Genomic DNA, 15264 nt, shown 5'->3' with positions numbered 1-15264 from the left:
GTTGGTAGAATGGACTCATCCGGTCGCCCATGCCTTTTTTACCCCGGCCCCGGCCAGTTCCAGGGCACCCTGGTAAAGGGAGAGGGTAATGCCGATGGTAAACAGGGCCACCAGGATTTTGGACAGGTCGCTCTGGTAGAGGGCGATGCGGATGCTGTAGCCGATGCCGGCATTGGCGGCGATGAACTCGGCCACGATCGTACCGGCCATGGCCAGGGTGGCACTGCCCGACACCACTGTGGTCAGCTTGTGCAGATTCTCAAAGGCCCGGATTTTCACCTCCAGCTGCCAGCGCAGCCGCCCGGTGACCCGGTAAAAATGCTCGATATCGGCCACCGGTTCGCTCATGATGCCGATGACCGATAACAGCAGGGGAAAATAGCAGATCATGGCGGCGATGAACAGACGGGTCAAAAACCCGTCTCCCAGCAGGATGAAGAGGATCGGCGCGATGGCCACGATGGGGTAGGCCTGGACATTGTAGGCCGCCACTTTGATGAAAGAGCCGAACCAGGTCGCCCGGCGTCCGGCCACGCCGACACCCAGGGCCATCAGGATGGACAGCATCTGACCGATGACAGCCACGGCGAAGGTGTCCAGCACATCGCCCATGTAGCGGTAAAATTCCGTCTGCGCCGTCTGCCAGACTCCGACGGGCCCCGGAATCACATAGTCGGAGAGATTCAGGACCAGCTTGATGCCGAACAGCAGGCCGATGCCTGACAGGTAGACGATGAAAAACTGGAAAATGCGTCTATGCAGCATTCATGATCTCCAGCATGGTCCGCTCCAGTGCCGTGTTGTCCAGGGGCCGGTCAACACGGTGATCCTGTCCGCAGATGCGGGCGGTCTGGGGCGATTTGTGGGCCCCGCGAACGACGATGATCTGGTCGCAGAACTGGGACACTTCCATCACATTGTGTGAAATATAAAGAAACCCGGCTTCCGGAAAAAGGGATTTTATTTTATAGAGAATGGTCTGCCGGGTGGGTTCATCCACATTGGCCAGGCTTTCGTCCATGATGAGGAGGCTGAAGTCCTGGAGCAGGTAACGAAGCAGGTTCACCCGGTTGCATTGCCCCATGGAGAGCTGGGAATAGCGCAGGCCCATGAGTTCGGACAGTCCGAAATGATCGATCAGTTCATCTCGAAGCGGTTGGCGGCCCGGTGGCGAGGTCTTTTCCAGGTGTCGGCCGACGGGCGACCACCCGGGCAGCCGCTCCCGGTTGAAGGTATACAGGCAGGGCATGTCGCCGGCGGTCTTTACCCGGCCGGCGAATCCGTCGATATCACCGGATATGATCCGTGCAAGGGAGGTCTTGCCTGCGCCGGACGGACCGAACAGGGCGTGAAAACCCGGTGTGCCGATCGCCACATCGAGCCCGTCGAACAGCGGGGCCTCCGCTCCCGGATACCGAAACGTGATGTCATGGCATTCTATCATTTGCTCACAAAAAGAGCCCGCCCGCAAGGTGGACGGGTTGGGGGCCTTGGGTTTGCCTTTTTGTTTGACACAAATATATCTGTTCAATATCATTTAGAAAAAAAAATTTCCAGTCCTATCAAAATAGAAATTGGAAGACCCGGATAGTCGATCCGGTCCGGAGGCCGCCATGTCTGAAGACCGTTTTACCGAAGAAACCCATACCTCCTGGGGAGGGCGCATCAAAACGTCTTTCACGGGCATCATTCTGGGCCTGGTTCTTTTTGCCGGTGCGTTTCCCCTGCTGTTCTGGAATGAAGGTCGGGCCGTCAAACGCGACCAGACCCTGAAAGAGGGGGAGGGGGCGGTGGTTTCCATTTTACCCGACCGCGTCGATCCGGCCAATCAGGGACGGCTGGTGCACACCAGCGGCACGGCGGATACCCGGCAATCGCTTGCCGATACCCCCTTTTCCGTTTCCCTGACGGCCCTGCGTCTCCAGCGAACGGTGGAGATGTATCAATGGAAAGAAAGCCGGGATACCCGAACCGAAAAGAAGACCGGTGGTGGTGAAAAGAAGGTCACCACCTATTCCTATTCGCGGGTCTGGTCCGCATCACCCATTAACTCATCGGCTTTCAAACGGCGCAGCGGGCATGAGAACCCCGCTTCCATGCCTTTTCAATCCAGGACGCTCAACGCTTCCGACGTGACCGTGGGGGCCTTCTCCCTCATCCCTTCCATGGTTCGGGAAATCGACGACTGGGTGCCGGTGCCCGTGGACGAGGCGGCCCCCCTGCCATCGATTCTGGGGGCACAGGGCATGCGGACCGATGGTGGCTATTACCGCGGCCGTGATCCCGGCGATCCGGCCATCGGAGACCTGCGCATTTCGTTCAAGGCCGTTTTTTCCCGGCCCTGTGAGCCTGATTGCCGCCCAGCAGGGCCATTCGTTCGGTGCCTATGCCACTGGGTCAGGAGGTTCCATCAGCCTGCTCCAGACAGGCCGTCACAGTGCGGCGGAGATGTTTAAAACGGCTCATTTTCACAATCGCCTGCTCACCTGGGGGATCCGCGCCGGCGGCCTGCTGCTCATGTTCATCGGGCTTTGTATGCTTCTCAAACCCCTGTCGGTTTTTGCCGATGTCATTCCTTTTGTGGGAAACCTGATCGCGGCCGGCACCGGTTTGGTCGCTTTCGTGCTGGCCCTGTTTTTCTCGATGATGGTCATGGGCGTGGCCTGGGTCTTCTACCGTCCGGTGCTCGGCATCTCGCTCATGGGGACGGCCGTGGCCCTGGCGGCGTGGGGGCTGGTAAAGAGAAAGGGAAAACGGTACACGTCGGTCCCCATGGCCGCCCGTCCACCGGTTCAGCCGTCTGCCCAGCCGCCTCGCCCGGTTCCGGCGGATGGGCCGCAGCCCCCGCCCCCGCCGCCCGGCCCTGCGCCCAGGACGCCTTCCCGGCCGTCCCTTGAAACGGCCGGCGGATGGATCGAAATCGGAAAAACGGCCTATGTGGGCGGCCGTTTGGAACAGGCGGCCAGGGCGTTTGCAAAGGCCGTGGCCCTGGATCCGTCCAACGGACCCGCCTTGTTCAACCTGGGGGTGGTGCGCAATAAATCCGGGGACACCGCCGGGGCTGTCGACTGCTTTCAGCAGGCGGCCGTTGTCGGCCACGAACGGGCGAAAAAACTACTCACCGCCCGGAACATCGGCTGGTAGATGAACGACACCCGACCACGCAGACGGTTTTGGCTGACTGTCGGCTGTCTGGCGATCGCCGCCGCCGCCATAGGGGGATGCCTGCTTATGGCAGGTTATCTTTACCTGCCGGCGATGGTGACCCGGCGGCTTCCCGTGGCGCAGATCCAGCGCCTGGGCGTTGCCGATTTTTCGGGACGGATCACCCGGATCGGCCTGCGCCAGACGACTGCGGGGCCTTTTGTCTTCGGTCCTGCCGACCGGCCGGCCCTGGCCATGGGCGCCATCGTTCTCGACTATACACCGGCTGGCCTGCGCCGGAAAAAAATCGACCGCATACGCATTCGTGATGTCGTGATCAACGCCTCCGTCGGCCCCGGCGGCATCTCTTTTCCGGGGGTGAACTGGCGAGCCGTGGCGAAAGGTGAAACGGCAGCCGAGGCGTCCGCCGACGGGCCATCTCCCCTGGCGGCCGTCCAGCTGGGAAAACTCGACGTCCGCAGCGGCCTCATCAACCTGGCCTGGGGCAGCGCCTTCTATAAAATTCCCTTTGACCTCGTGCTGACCCCGGATGGAGAGGATATGACCGGCCTGGATGCCCGCCTGCGCCTGTTCCCCCGCGGACAGGCACTGGCGGTGACCGTCCGGGTCGATGTGAAACAGCGGAAAGGGCGGTTACGCGTAGACGGCGATATGATTGACATAGATCGTTTTGCCGACCTGGTCCACCGGGTCCCCGGTCTGGACGCCACCGGAAGGGTCAGTGTCCGGGCAGCCGCCGGGATAAACCTGGCGCCGGTGTCCATTGGTGATGCGGCCATTGACCTGACCTGGCACGACGGCGGTCTGGCCTGCGCGCCGGTTCGGGCCGGACCGGAGCGGGGAGGGGCCCCGGCGGTCCTGTCAGCCAGGTCCGGGAATCTCAAGGCCTGGCAGGTCACCGCCGGCGGCGTTCGGCTTCAGAGACCGGCACCCGTGTCCCTGAACATGCTGACGGCAACCGTGGACGTCGATACCGACCTGAGAACGGTTGCGGGGACCGCCGACCTGACGGTCCTTCCTTTTTCACTCGATCGCACGACACCGGTTGCGTTGACCGCCGGCGTCCCACTGCCCTTGACATTCGCGGCCACCCACAACGCATCGGGCGAATGGACCGCCCAATTCCAGACGAACGGAAGCGGTCCGGATACGCCCGCAGGCCTATGGACAGGGATGGCGGGCGGGATCGGTATTCATGGTGCCCCGCCCCGTTTTCGTTTTACAGCGGCGGGTGACCGTCAAAAGGGGGGCGCCGACTGGACCCTGGATCTGAGCACGATCCGGGCGGTCCTGGCCGGCACACTGGCCAACCTGCCTTCGGCGGATGCCGCAGGTCGCCTGCGGTTCGGGGACGGTCCCCATGGTGCCGCCTGGTCCGGCGATGCCCGGATCCAGTTTTCCGAACCGACGGTCACCGGCCGCGGCATGGCCGGTAAACTCGATGCTCTGACCGTGTCGGCGCGGTTTCAGCGGCAAGGCAGCGATCCGCCGGTGGTCGACGGCCGGGTAGAAATTGCCGGGGGCCGGTTTCATCACCAGGACAGCGGCCTGCGTTTGTCGGGCGTCCGGTTAGACGTCCCCTACCACTCGGTTGCCGGAAAAGCGGTCCGGGCGGGCACCTTCTCCGTTGCCCGGATCGACGACGGTCCGCGCGTCCTCGGAAACCTCCAGGGCCGCATCACCCGCCAAGCAGATGCCTATGCCTTTTCCGCCACCCATGCCAGCGACCTGCTGCCGGGAATGGCCGTCCGTTTCACGGGAACCGTTCGCACCCGTGGGGCGCGTCTCCCCTCTGCCGACGTCGCGTTCAGGATGCCCCCCTATGAACTGACGGTTGATCGTGACCTGGAACGGTTGTTTCCGGCAGGGAAAGGGGTGTCCCTGACCGGGACGGTGGCGGCTAAGGGGAATGCTTCCTTTTCCCCCAGCGGCCTGCGCGGCGATGTCGATTTTTCCATGAAGGACGGCAGCCTGCGGGTGGCGGAAAAAAACATTGTGGTGACGGGCATCGATGCGGCCCTGCGCTTCCCCGAACTGCCCCGCCTCCGCAGCGGCCCCGCCCAGAAGGTCCGCTTTTCCAGTGCCGCCATGGGCGGCATCGTCGTGGACGGCGGTGAATTTGACGTACAGGTGGAATCGGGGCAGACCTTGTTTCTTGAAAGAGGCCGTATGTTCTGGTGCGGGGGAAAGGTGGACGCCGGATCGCTGCGTGTCACGGCCGGCAAACAGGACTACCGGGTGAGCCTTTACTGCCAGCAGTTGGGGTTGTCCCGCATTCTCGAGCAATTGGGGTCGGTCAACGCCAGGGGGACCGGGACGGTCAACGGCAGGATCCCCGTCGTATACCGCAACGGCAACATCCGTTTCGACGACGGGTTCCTCTTTTCCACACCCGGTGAAGGCGGACAGGTTCAACTCACCGGCACGGAGGTCCTCACCCGGGGCATCCCGGCGGGGACCCCCCAGTTTGCCCAGGTGGAACTGGCCCGGGAGGCGCTGAAAAACTACGCCTACACCTGGGCAAAGCTCGGGTTGATGTCCGAAGGGGAGGATGTGGTCATGCGCCTCCAGTTCGACGGCAAGCCGGTCAACCCCCTGCCATTCGTTTACAGAAAGGAGATCGGCAGCTTTGTTCGCGTCGAGGCCGGCGCCCGGGGATCGGTTTTTCAGGGCATCGGCCTGGACGTCAACCTGAGGCTTCCCCTGAATCAGCTTTTGCAGTATAAGGACATTGTCAACATGATCGAGTAAGGAGACCCGTTATGCTGAAAAAGATGTTGCTGCCGTTGGCGGCAACCGTCTGGGCCGTCTGGGGCCTTTCATCCTGCGCCACCCGCCATGAAGTGGCGGTAGAACCGGTGGAAATCAAGCCCATCCACATTACGATCGACGTGAATGTGAAGGTGGACCGGGCCCTTGACGATTTTTTCGGTGATATCGATGAAACTGCCGGGGCCATCCAGCCCATTGAATGAGACTGCTGACCCATGGTGTTTTGTCGGCAGGGAAAGGACTGTTGAGATGAACCGGACACGGTATTCCTGGTTGGTGGCAGCGATGGTTGCCGCCGCTTTTATTTTTTCGGGGCCTGTATTTGGCGGTGATATCAAATCGCGGATGAAAGACCGGCTTCCCAAGATTATCGAACTCAAGGCCGCCGGTGCCATCGGGGAGGACAATCAGGGGTTTCTGGCCTTCGTCGGCGGCAAAAAGCCCGAAGAGGAACTGGTGGCGGCGGAGAATAACGACCGCCAGCGGGTTTACCATGCCATCGCCCGGCAGCAGGGCACCACGGCAGCGGTGGTCGGCCGGCGACGGGCATTGCAGATTGCCAAAAAAGCCAAGGCCGGAGAATGGCTCCAGGATGCCGGCGGCCGGTGGTACCAGAAATAATTCGACCGGGCCGATTGGATATTCATTCAGATGCCGGGCGGCTGGAGGCGCAGTGGATCGGTCCCGGGCCGGACGAAGCGCCCACGCTGGTATTCCTCCACGAGGGACTGGGATGCGTGGCCCTGTGGCGGAATTTCCCCGCGCGGTTTTCCGAACTTATCGGTTGGGGGGCCCTGGTTTTCAGCCGCCTGGGATACGGCGGCTCCGATCCCTGCCCACTGCCGCGGGCCATCGATTTCATGCATCACGACGGGTTGACCGTGCTGCCTGAGGTCCTCCGGCAAACCGGCATTGGCGATTACGTTCTCGTCGGTCATTCCGACGGCGGCTCCATCGCCCTGATCCATGCCGGCGGTATCCCCGGGCCGGGCCTGAAAGGCGTCGTCACCCTGGCCGCCCATGTGTTTTGCGAAGCCCTCACCCGACAATCCATTGAGGCCGCGCGCAAACGTTATCTCAATGGAGACCTTAAAACCCGCCTGGCCCATTACCACGGGAAAAATACCCGGTGCGCCTTCCGGGGATGGAGCGACGTCTGGCTTCACCCCCATTTCAGGTCCTGGACCATCGAACCCTTCCTGCCGGCCATCCGCGTACCGGTGCTGGCCATTCAGGGGGAAAATGACGCCTACGGGTCGCAGGCCCAGATCGATGCCATCCGGAGAAACGCCGGGGGCGCGGTGGACGTGGCGGTGATCCCCGGCTGCGGCCACGCACCGCATCTGGAAAAAACCGACGCGGTGCTTGCCGCCGTGTCGACCTTTATGACCCGCCGGATCAATGTCCCCCGGTGAGCCGATTCATCGCTGTTTTCATAAAAAATAGTTGAACGGCGGGCCCGATCCATTTACCATCCTGCTGCTCGTGGCAGCAGGTGCCCGGCCGACGGACAGCGCCAGAAGGCGGTGCCGGCTGCCTTTTTTACCAATGGATCGTGGAAACGAGCGATTTTTCTCCGCCTGGATTGCCGTCAGGGGGGCTTTTCGCGCAACGTGGAGTGATGCTTTGGAAACCTTGAAACAATTCTGGTTGCTGGTTGTGGATGTCTGGGACAAGGGACTGCTGGAGACGAGCCTGGGGCGGATTTTCGTGGCCCTGGCCATCGTCCTGGCGGCCTTGCTGGTCCGCAGCCTGTTCGTGAAAATCGTTCTCGGCCAACTGAAAAGGCTGGCCGGGAAAACCAAAATGCGATTCGACGATGAGGCCCTGACGGTGCTGGAGCGGCCCATCGCCTTTATCCCCGTGGTGCTGGGTGTTTATCTGGCCGTCGACTATCTGGCCCTGTCCGGCAGTCTGGAACTGTTTGCCGATCGTATCGTGCGTTCGATGATCGTATTTGTCATTTTCTGGGCGTTCAGGAACCTGGTGTCCCCCCTGTCCGGCATCCTCCGGCAACTGGAAAAATACTTCACCGCTTCCATGGTGGCCTGGCTGATCAAGGCCATCAACGTGGCCCTGATCTTCATCGGTACCGCCACCATCCTGGAGATCTGGGGCATCCGGATCGGCCCGATCATCGCCGGGCTCGGGCTGTTCGGTGTCGCCGTGGCGCTGGGCGCCCAGGATCTGTTCAAGAACCTGATCGCCGGGATCCTGATTATTGCCGAAAAACGGTTCAACCCGGGCGACTGGATCAAGGTGGACGGGGAGGTGGAAGGCACGGTGGAAAACATCGGGTTCCGTTCCACCCTGATCCGCCAGTTCGACAAGGCGCCGGTGTATGTGCCCAACGCCAGGCTGTCGGACAATTCCCTGGTCAATTACAGCCTGATGACCCACCGGCGAATCTATTGGGCCATCGGGGTGGCGTATCACACCACGGTTGACCAGTTGAGAGCCATCTGCGACGGCATCGACGCCTACATCCGCGAATCCGATGCCTTCGACACCACGCCGGCGGTTTCCACCTTTGTGCGCATCGACCGTTTCAGCGATTCTTCCATCGATATCCTGATCTATTGCTTCACCAAGACCACCGTATGGGGGGAATGGCTGGCGATCAAAGAGAACCTGGCCTGTGAAATCAAGCGGATTGTAGAGACGGCGGGCGCCTCTTTTGCCTTCCCCAGCCAGTCCGTTTACATCGAGACCCTGCCACCGGAAATTCCCGAGACCGTTTTTTCCGGCGCTGAGAAAAAAACAGCTTGATACCCGGCCGCCTCACCGGGCGGCAGGAAGACGCTCCAGCACCTTGCCGTCCTCGTCCAGCACAAAAATCAAAAACCCGTTTTCAACGGCGTGACGGGCGAGATCTTCGTAAATGATGGCCTGCACCTCGTATTTTTTCTTTTTCTCCAGCGGCAGATGAAACATGGCCTGCTGCGCGTCCTCTTTGTTTAAAAAGGCGGGAATGAAAGAAATGTCGTGTTCGGTGTCGGTCTGCCCGACGATCTGTTCGTCGGCGCCGGCCTGCTGGATGGTTACGTAAAGCCAGGTGGTCGCTTCGATGGTCATCTCGATTGCTCCTTGGTCGGGTTGGCCCCGTTATTTTCAGATTGGGTGTCCGGGCGCTTCCGAATCCGTCAGGCGGTTTTCGGAAGCTCTCCTCAGGGCAACGGCAGCCGTTTTCCGTGGCCTCAAAAGCCCATGTCTTCATTGATCAGAACGACCTTCACCCGGTGCTTGGGGAAACTCTTTTCCGTGATTGTCCAGGTGTTGCAGATGCGATCCGGACTGCTGCAGTTTTCGCAGCGACCGGTTTTGCCGCAGGGATTCTTTTTGTCCAGCCGCATGACATTGACCGGGGCGGCGTAGTTTTTGATGCGGGCGATGGCGGCCTCGCGATCCGGTACGATCTTGTTTCGGCCGACGAAGACCAGCACCTGTTTCGGCCCGAAGGTCAGGGCTGCGACCCGGTTGCCGATCATGTCCAGGTTGACCAGCTGGCCGTTTTCCGTAACGGCGTTGGTTCCGGTGATGAACAGATCCACGATCAGTGATTCCCGCCGCCGCTGGATACCCTGTTCCGGCGAGAGGCTTTTATCGTAGGTGTCGATCACCGTGTAGTTGGGGTCGCTTTTCAGGGCCTCATACAGGCGTGTGCCGACAAAGGTCATGGACCCGCCCCAGGATATGGTTCGGGCGGAGATGGCCGGGATGATGGTGTTGTAGGCAATCTTTTTGGCCATGTCCTTATTATCGGCGATGTAGACGTCGAAATTGTTGGCCTCCAGGGCCTTTTTAAGTTTCTGCAGCCGTATTTTCCAGTAGTGGGGGATGGGGTCGTCCATGGATATCTCCTTTCATGGGGGGAGCGAAACGCTTTTCCCCGTTTTTCATGCTGCCGGTTTTATCCCTCCGCCGCAAGTGTGTCAAGATTCATCGATTGGCTGTTTGAAAGCTAGTTGCCACCAACATCTTTGGCATTTTCGGCGTTGCTTGGTATCCTTACTGAAAAGTAAGGAAAATTATAAACGTCTTGGAGGGCGCTATGGAGACAGGGACCTTATCATCAACGGGACAGGTTGCCATCCCCAAAAAAATCAGGGAGTTTTTGCAAATCCTAACCTCCGGAAAGCTGATTTTCGTGCCGCTCGAGGAGGGCAAGGTGCTCATTACCACGGAACAATAACCGGCCAGTTCGGTTTTCGGTCTTCTTAAACACAGAAAACCCGACAAACCTGTTTCGATCGAGCAGATGGAAAGCGCAATCCAGGGACGGTGACTGCAAAGGGTTGATGAATGGTCGCACTGGATGCCAACGCCATCGTAAGGGTGTTGATCGAGGATGATGTCGGCCAGGCCCAAACCCACCAGGCCGAAAAACTGTTCAGTTTCGACCGTAAGCTTCAGACGCGTTTTCCATTTTTCGAATCGGAGCCATACCTGTTTGGCCGACAGCGCCTTTTCGGGTGAAGAACCCGGAAAAAGGGGCCGGGTTGGTTTGTGCAGGTCTGCGATGCCTGCCGAGATGTATTGCCGTAAAACCTCACCTACATCTAGTCGGCATTGGCAGAAACCGGCTCCGATTGTCCTTTGGTTCAGGCAGCCCAATTGAAATTTGAGGTCGAAGACAGCCTTCGACGGCAACAGGGGGAGATAACAGCCTTAATCTGTCGAATCCGGGGGCGATACGGGTACGCCCGAATACCGGAGTTCGCAGGCAAAGCCCGTGTGGTACTTACATCGAACGCTGAGGCTTTATCCGGTGACCTGCCGCTGCATCCGATCCAGGTAATCGTCCAGTTCATCCATGCCGGAAAAGACCTGCTGGGACGGGAGGGCCTTGATGATGTCGAACACTTTCTGGATCTGGGGCTGCAGGTTCAACAGGACCACCCTGCCGTTATAGGCCTTCATGGTTTTCTGTGCCTTGGCGATGACCCGCACCCCCATGCTGGAAATGTAGTCGAGCATTTCCATATCGAACACCAGCGTGTGGGGTTTTTCCTCGAGCACCACCTCCACCCGCGCTTCCAGCCGGGGATAGGTATTGGTGTCCAGCCGGCCGGCCGCCGACAGTATGTACACCCCGTCCATTTTCTGTTTCGATGTGACCGATAGATCCATTGGCTTCTCCTTGCTGCACCGCTAACGATAGCGTTTCTCCATCCGCAGGATGTTTCTCCCCCGCTCGCGGCGATATTCCATCTTGTCCATGAGATTCTTGGCCAGGATAATTCCCATCCCTCCCTTGTCCCTTTCCTCCAGGGGCTTGTCCTTGCGGCCGATTTGAACATTCAGGGGGTTGAACGGGATGCCCTCATCCTGAAGCGTCAGGACCAGGGCATCGCCCTCGATGGCCAGGTGGAGCGTAATGTTATGCTCCAGGTCGTCGCCGAACCCATAAAAGACGATATTTGAGAATATTTCCTCCATGGCCAGGCTGACATCGTGAACCGCCACCGGCGGGAAAGAGGCCGAATCGACGAAATGGGTAATCGCGTCCATGATTCGACCGATTTCACGGATGTCATTTCTCAATACAATGGTTTTAAGTGAATCACCCATTCGGTCTGGCGAGAAGTAGGAAAGGGCCAGCAGGGTCAAATCATCGTCCAGGGGGCGGTTTTTGGTGAACTCCCGGATGCGGGACAGGATGGCTGCAATCCTTTCCCTGGGCGTCAAACCGGCAGTCAGGGATACGGTGTTCATGAGTGACTCCTGGGTGAAAAAGCGGTTTTTTGTATCCTGTGCCTCGGTAACGCCGTCCGTAAACAGGAGCAGGCCCTCATTGTGCCGCATCTGAACCGTGGCCTGCCGGTACTGGAACGTGTCGTCCAGGCCGATGGCCGGGCATTGTGCATCCCCCAAAAGGACCGAGTTCCCCTTCTCGCCGATGAACAGGGGCGGATTGTGGCCGGCGCAGGTGTAGGTCAGGTTGCCGGTATTCAGGTCCAGTATGCCCAGAAAAACGGTCACGAAGGTGAGGGACGGGTTGTTCCTGGCGATTTCCCGATTGACATCGGCGATAATGTATTCCGGTTCCACCAGCAGCCTTGCCGCGGACTTGATCATGGTTTTGGTCATGGCCATGAAAAGGGCTGCCGGCACCCCCTTGCCGGAGACATCGCCGACGACCAGGCACAGGGAGTTGCGGTCGATGAAGAAATAGTCGTAAAAATCCCCGCCCACCTCCCGGGCCGGTTCCAGGCAGGCGTAGACGTCGAACTCCCGCCTGCGCGCAAGTGCCTGGGAATTGGTCGGCACCAGCTGGCGCTGAATTTCCCTTGCCACCGCCAGCTCGCTCTCGATCTTCTCTTTTTCCGCAACCGTTGCTTTCAGGGTTTCTGTCCGAAGTTTGACCTGCCGTCTGAGAAATATGTTGCCTGCGATGATCAGCCCCATGACCCCGGCGACAATTGCCAGTACCCAAACGGGCCTGAGCCAAAGGGGAAGCGTGACCTTTCGCACCCCCTGTGTCCAAAAATCCATGGACTGGTAAAAGATGGAATTGGGATTGGATTTGAGCTGTTTCAGGTGACTGTCCAGCGTATGGAGAATGGCGGCATTGCGGCCGCTGGCGACGCCAAAACGCAATTCCGTGGGCCTGAAGCTGATGGGGCTTTTGCGAACCCTGAACTGTTTTTCGTAGTAGGCCCCGTAAAGCCGGGGAACGATTCCCCCGGACACTTTTTTTTGGTGGACCAGGGACAAGACGTTCCCGTAGTCATCGACCTGGATGAATCGCGGTCGAATTTCGAACTTTTCCATGATGGTTTCGAAAAACTCAAAATAGATGTCTGCCTCAACCACGGCCACGGCCTTGTCGTGGAAATCAAGGATGTCCGAGAACGTGGCCGCCGGACTGATGTAAAGCTGCCCCCAGTTCTCAACGATGGTCTCTTCCCCGAATGAAAACAGCGATTGCAGTTGCGGGGAGATGGCCATGCCCGGCAGCAGATCGATAGTGCCGTTTTCCAGACGCTGGGTGCATTGGGCATAGGAGCCGGGAAGATAGTGGATCGTCCAGCCCTCCTCGCGTGCAATCAGGGTGAGGAGGTCGACAGCTATCCCCTTTGCCTGGCCGCTCGGATCGGTGAAAATCAGCGGTGTGTTCTCATGGACGCCCACGGTAATCCGAAGGTCGGCCGCAGGTGCGACATCCGCCGACACCACCCAAAACAGGAGGAGAAAAAGGGAGAAACAGGTTCGCATAATCAGGATTCTGACTTCAGCTTTTCCGGAAACGGTTTTCTCAAGCGCATGCGTGATGCTCAACAGTCAATCATGGGCATAATGGCCTTCAGCCTGGGGTAACATTTTTCCCATGCCATGAATTTTTCCAAGATCCCCCGGTTTCGGCGTGACACCGACCTGCGGACGGGCAACAGTAAGCTTTTACATCCAAATGGGGATACAGGTCAACTCGGGCCTGGTGGTCCGGTTCCGGCACGGTGCCAAAAACACCGACTGGTCGGCATCCGGCAGGAGGGGGCTGCAATGGCGATCCGACTCGGCTCGTCAAACCAGGTTGATCAGAAGCAACTGCACGGGCAGCACGACGATCAGGGCCGACGTAGTGAAAAACCAGCAGGCGTTGGCCAGGTCGAGGTCCAGGTCATAGATCGATGGGGGGATCAATGCGCTGAATGCCACCGGCATGGATGACAGAATGATCACCACTTTCAGGGGCAGGCCGCTTTCCATATGACCATAGCCGATCGACCAGGCGGTTGCGGTGGCACACACGGGAACGATGATGAATTTGATCAGGGACACCAGTGTGCATGCTTTTAAATAGTGGCGGACGCTTCCAAAACGCATGGCCAGGCCGATTGAGATCAGCATCATACCGGTGCCCAGGGGGATGAAGATGGCATTGACGATGCCGAACACCTCAGGCCGCGGAAGCCCGGAGAGATTGAGAACCCCGCCGATGATGATGCTGAAAAGCGCTGTCAGGATGAATGGATCGATCATCAATGCCTTCAACCGTTCCCCGACGGAATCCTGCACGGCATCCACAGCGCTGAAATATTTGGCCAGGGGGAACCCCACCGCATAATAGGTCAATTCTTCGAACAGTTTGTAAATGGGTACCAGGGCGAATCCCATCTCCCCAAGATACACATAGCAGATCAGTGCGCCGATGGCGCCGATATTGGTGAATGCGCCGCAGGGGACCAGGGCGCCGGTTTTTCGGGGGTCGAGTTGAAGCATTCTGGCGGCGCCCAGGGCCAGAATACCCCCCAGGGTGATGGCACCGACACCGATCAGGGGAAGGGCGGCAATGGACAGGGAGCGGACATCCACCGTCCAGATGGCCCCCAGAACCGTCACCGGCAGGACGAAAAGCAGGGCGGTCTTCTGGAGGCGCTTGCGCAGCACCTCGAGCGATACGGGCAGGCGTATCCTGCGGGCGGCGGTCAGCCGCTGAATGGCGTATCCCAGGGCCAGGCCGGCGAAGATGATTCCGAAAGAAAGAATCAGTTTGTTCATCAGAAAATCCCGTTTTTCAACTGCCCGTCGAGGCAGGCCAACCACGCAAAAGGGTGGGCATTCTCAGTGGAATGCCCACCCTTTTGCATCGGCAGTTACCCATGCCGGAAGAAAACGACGGACCGGCATCGTCCGGGCAGCGCGGTCCCCGTCCTTAAAAGTTGATTGCCGCGTCCGGTTGCTGACTGAACGGTTTCATCTCTTTGCCGCATTTGGGGCAGAAGATGGTGGCCAGATTGTTTTTATCCATTACCGCTTCTCCCGGCAGATCGATGAAGAAAAGGCCGTTCTCCCTGCTGCTGCAGGCATCGCTGTGGCAGTAAAAACGATGATGCTCTGAACTTTTCAGGTCCAATGGCAGTTGCTTCATGGGTTTGCCGCACCGGGGACAGAAGATGGTGGCCAGGTTGTTCCCGTCCATGACCGCTTCCTGGGCCAGCTCGAGAACGAAGGGGCCATGGTCCGCATGGGTGCAGATTTCACTGTTACAATAGAATTTGGTCGACATGATAACACTCCTTTTAAGGATCTTTTGTAGATGTCTTTTTAGACTGATTTACAGTCACCGCGCAAGCCTTTGTTTCACCGGGTGCCTGTCCGAACTGCGGCGTCGATTTGGCGGCACCGCCTGATTCAAGCTATCGGGTCATTGTTAGCCGGCCATTAGGCAACCGGTGATATTCTTTAGATTTTAAATAATGCGACCGATATCGGCAGATGTCAAAAACAGCGGCCCCAAACCATGTCCGCCCGAACGGTGCCGGCCCAACGATTTTCGCCGTCCCGGACCGCCTTTGCCGGCGCTGTCTGCCATCTTCAGAATTT

General features: G+C 59.0%; 14 protein-coding genes and 1 pseudogene. 7 read left to right on the top strand and 8 right to left on the bottom strand.

Annotation, left to right across the window (positions count from 1 at the left end):
* Positions 1-15: 15 nt before the first annotated feature.
* Together DSCA_RS13440 and DSCA_RS13435 are read right to left on the bottom strand one after the other, a co-directional pair.
* Positions 16-765, bottom strand: a complete 750-nt coding sequence (locus DSCA_RS13440) for an ABC transporter permease (protein WP_155316913.1) — start codon at positions 763-765, stop codon at positions 16-18.
* Complete coding sequence (locus DSCA_RS13435; protein ID WP_231716480.1) at positions 755-1537, bottom strand: ATP-binding cassette domain-containing protein; 783 nt, start codon at positions 1535-1537, stop codon at positions 755-757. Before DSCA_RS13435 ends, DSCA_RS13440 begins: the two co-directional genes overlap by 11 nt.
* Before the next feature lie 76 nt (positions 1538-1613).
* Between DSCA_RS13435 and DSCA_RS32565 the strand changes: the two are divergent.
* The 6 genes and pseudogenes from DSCA_RS32565 to DSCA_RS13400 all read left to right on the top strand — a co-directional run bounded on the left by DSCA_RS32565 (position 1614) and on the right by DSCA_RS13400 (position 8706).
* Positions 1614-3144: pseudogene (locus tag DSCA_RS32565) on the top strand (TMEM43 family protein).
* 87 nt (positions 3145-3231) lie between these two features.
* The gene (locus tag DSCA_RS13420) at positions 3232-5916 is read left to right on the top strand and encodes an intermembrane phospholipid transport protein YdbH family protein (RefSeq protein ID WP_167527762.1); all 2685 of its coding nucleotides are present in this window, start codon (positions 3232-3234) and stop codon (positions 5914-5916) included.
* 11 nt (positions 5917-5927) lie between these two features.
* The gene (locus tag DSCA_RS13415; RefSeq protein WP_155316909.1) at positions 5928-6140 is read left to right on the top strand and encodes a YnbE family lipoprotein; all 213 of its coding nucleotides are present in this window, start codon (positions 5928-5930) and stop codon (positions 6138-6140) included.
* 46 nt (positions 6141-6186) lie between these two features.
* Positions 6187-6558 (top strand): YdbL family protein, encoded by a 372-nt coding sequence (locus tag DSCA_RS13410; protein WP_155316908.1) that lies wholly within the window; start codon positions 6187-6189, stop codon positions 6556-6558.
* Positions 6543-7352: an alpha/beta fold hydrolase gene (locus tag DSCA_RS13405; RefSeq protein WP_197904787.1), complete on the top strand. Its 810-nt coding sequence runs from the start codon at positions 6543-6545 to the stop codon at positions 7350-7352. Before DSCA_RS13410 ends, DSCA_RS13405 begins: the two co-directional genes overlap by 16 nt.
* 211 nt (positions 7353-7563) lie before the next feature.
* Positions 7564-8706, top strand: coding sequence for a mechanosensitive ion channel family protein (locus DSCA_RS13400; protein WP_197904786.1), 1143 nt, complete (start codon positions 7564-7566; stop codon positions 8704-8706).
* A gap of 12 nt (positions 8707-8718) precedes the next feature.
* Here DSCA_RS13400 and DSCA_RS13395 read toward each other — a convergent pair whose 3' ends face one another.
* Positions 8719-9012 (bottom strand): hypothetical protein, encoded by a 294-nt coding sequence (locus DSCA_RS13395; RefSeq protein ID WP_155316906.1) that lies wholly within the window; start codon positions 9010-9012, stop codon positions 8719-8721.
* 122 nt (positions 9013-9134) lie between these two features.
* Positions 9135-9788: a lactate utilization protein gene (locus DSCA_RS13390; protein ID WP_155316905.1), complete on the bottom strand. Its 654-nt coding sequence runs from the start codon at positions 9786-9788 to the stop codon at positions 9135-9137.
* Positions 9789-10239: 451 nt separating this feature from the next.
* On the opposite strand from DSCA_RS13390, the gene DSCA_RS13385 reads away from it, so the two are divergent.
* Positions 10240-10413 (top strand): hypothetical protein, encoded by a 174-nt coding sequence (locus DSCA_RS13385; protein WP_155316904.1) that lies wholly within the window; start codon positions 10240-10242, stop codon positions 10411-10413.
* A 285-nt stretch (positions 10414-10698) separates the two neighbouring features.
* Here DSCA_RS13385 and DSCA_RS13380 read toward each other — a convergent pair whose 3' ends face one another.
* From DSCA_RS13380 to DSCA_RS13365, 4 genes are all read right to left on the bottom strand, one after another.
* The gene (locus DSCA_RS13380) at positions 10699-11067 is read right to left on the bottom strand and encodes an STAS domain-containing protein (protein ID WP_155316903.1); all 369 of its coding nucleotides are present in this window, start codon (positions 11065-11067) and stop codon (positions 10699-10701) included.
* Positions 11068-11088: 21 nt separating this feature from the next.
* Positions 11089-13218 (bottom strand): SpoIIE family protein phosphatase, encoded by a 2130-nt coding sequence (locus DSCA_RS13375; RefSeq protein ID WP_155316902.1) that lies wholly within the window; start codon positions 13216-13218, stop codon positions 11089-11091.
* Between the two features lie 243 nt (positions 13219-13461).
* Entirely contained in the window at positions 13462-14439 is a 978-nt protein-coding gene (locus DSCA_RS13370; protein ID WP_155316901.1) for an AEC family transporter, read from the bottom strand.
* 154 nt (positions 14440-14593) lie between these two features.
* Positions 14594-14947 (bottom strand): hypothetical protein, encoded by a 354-nt coding sequence (locus DSCA_RS13365; RefSeq protein ID WP_155316900.1) that lies wholly within the window; start codon positions 14945-14947, stop codon positions 14594-14596.
* Between the last annotated feature and the right edge of the window lie 317 nt (positions 14948-15264).

Origin of the sequence: Desulfosarcina alkanivorans, from assembly GCF_009688945.1 — a bacterium.
GTDB lineage: Bacteria > Desulfobacterota > Desulfobacteria > Desulfobacterales > Desulfosarcinaceae > Desulfosarcina > Desulfosarcina alkanivorans.
This window is presented reverse-complemented; position numbering and strand designations above follow the sequence as displayed.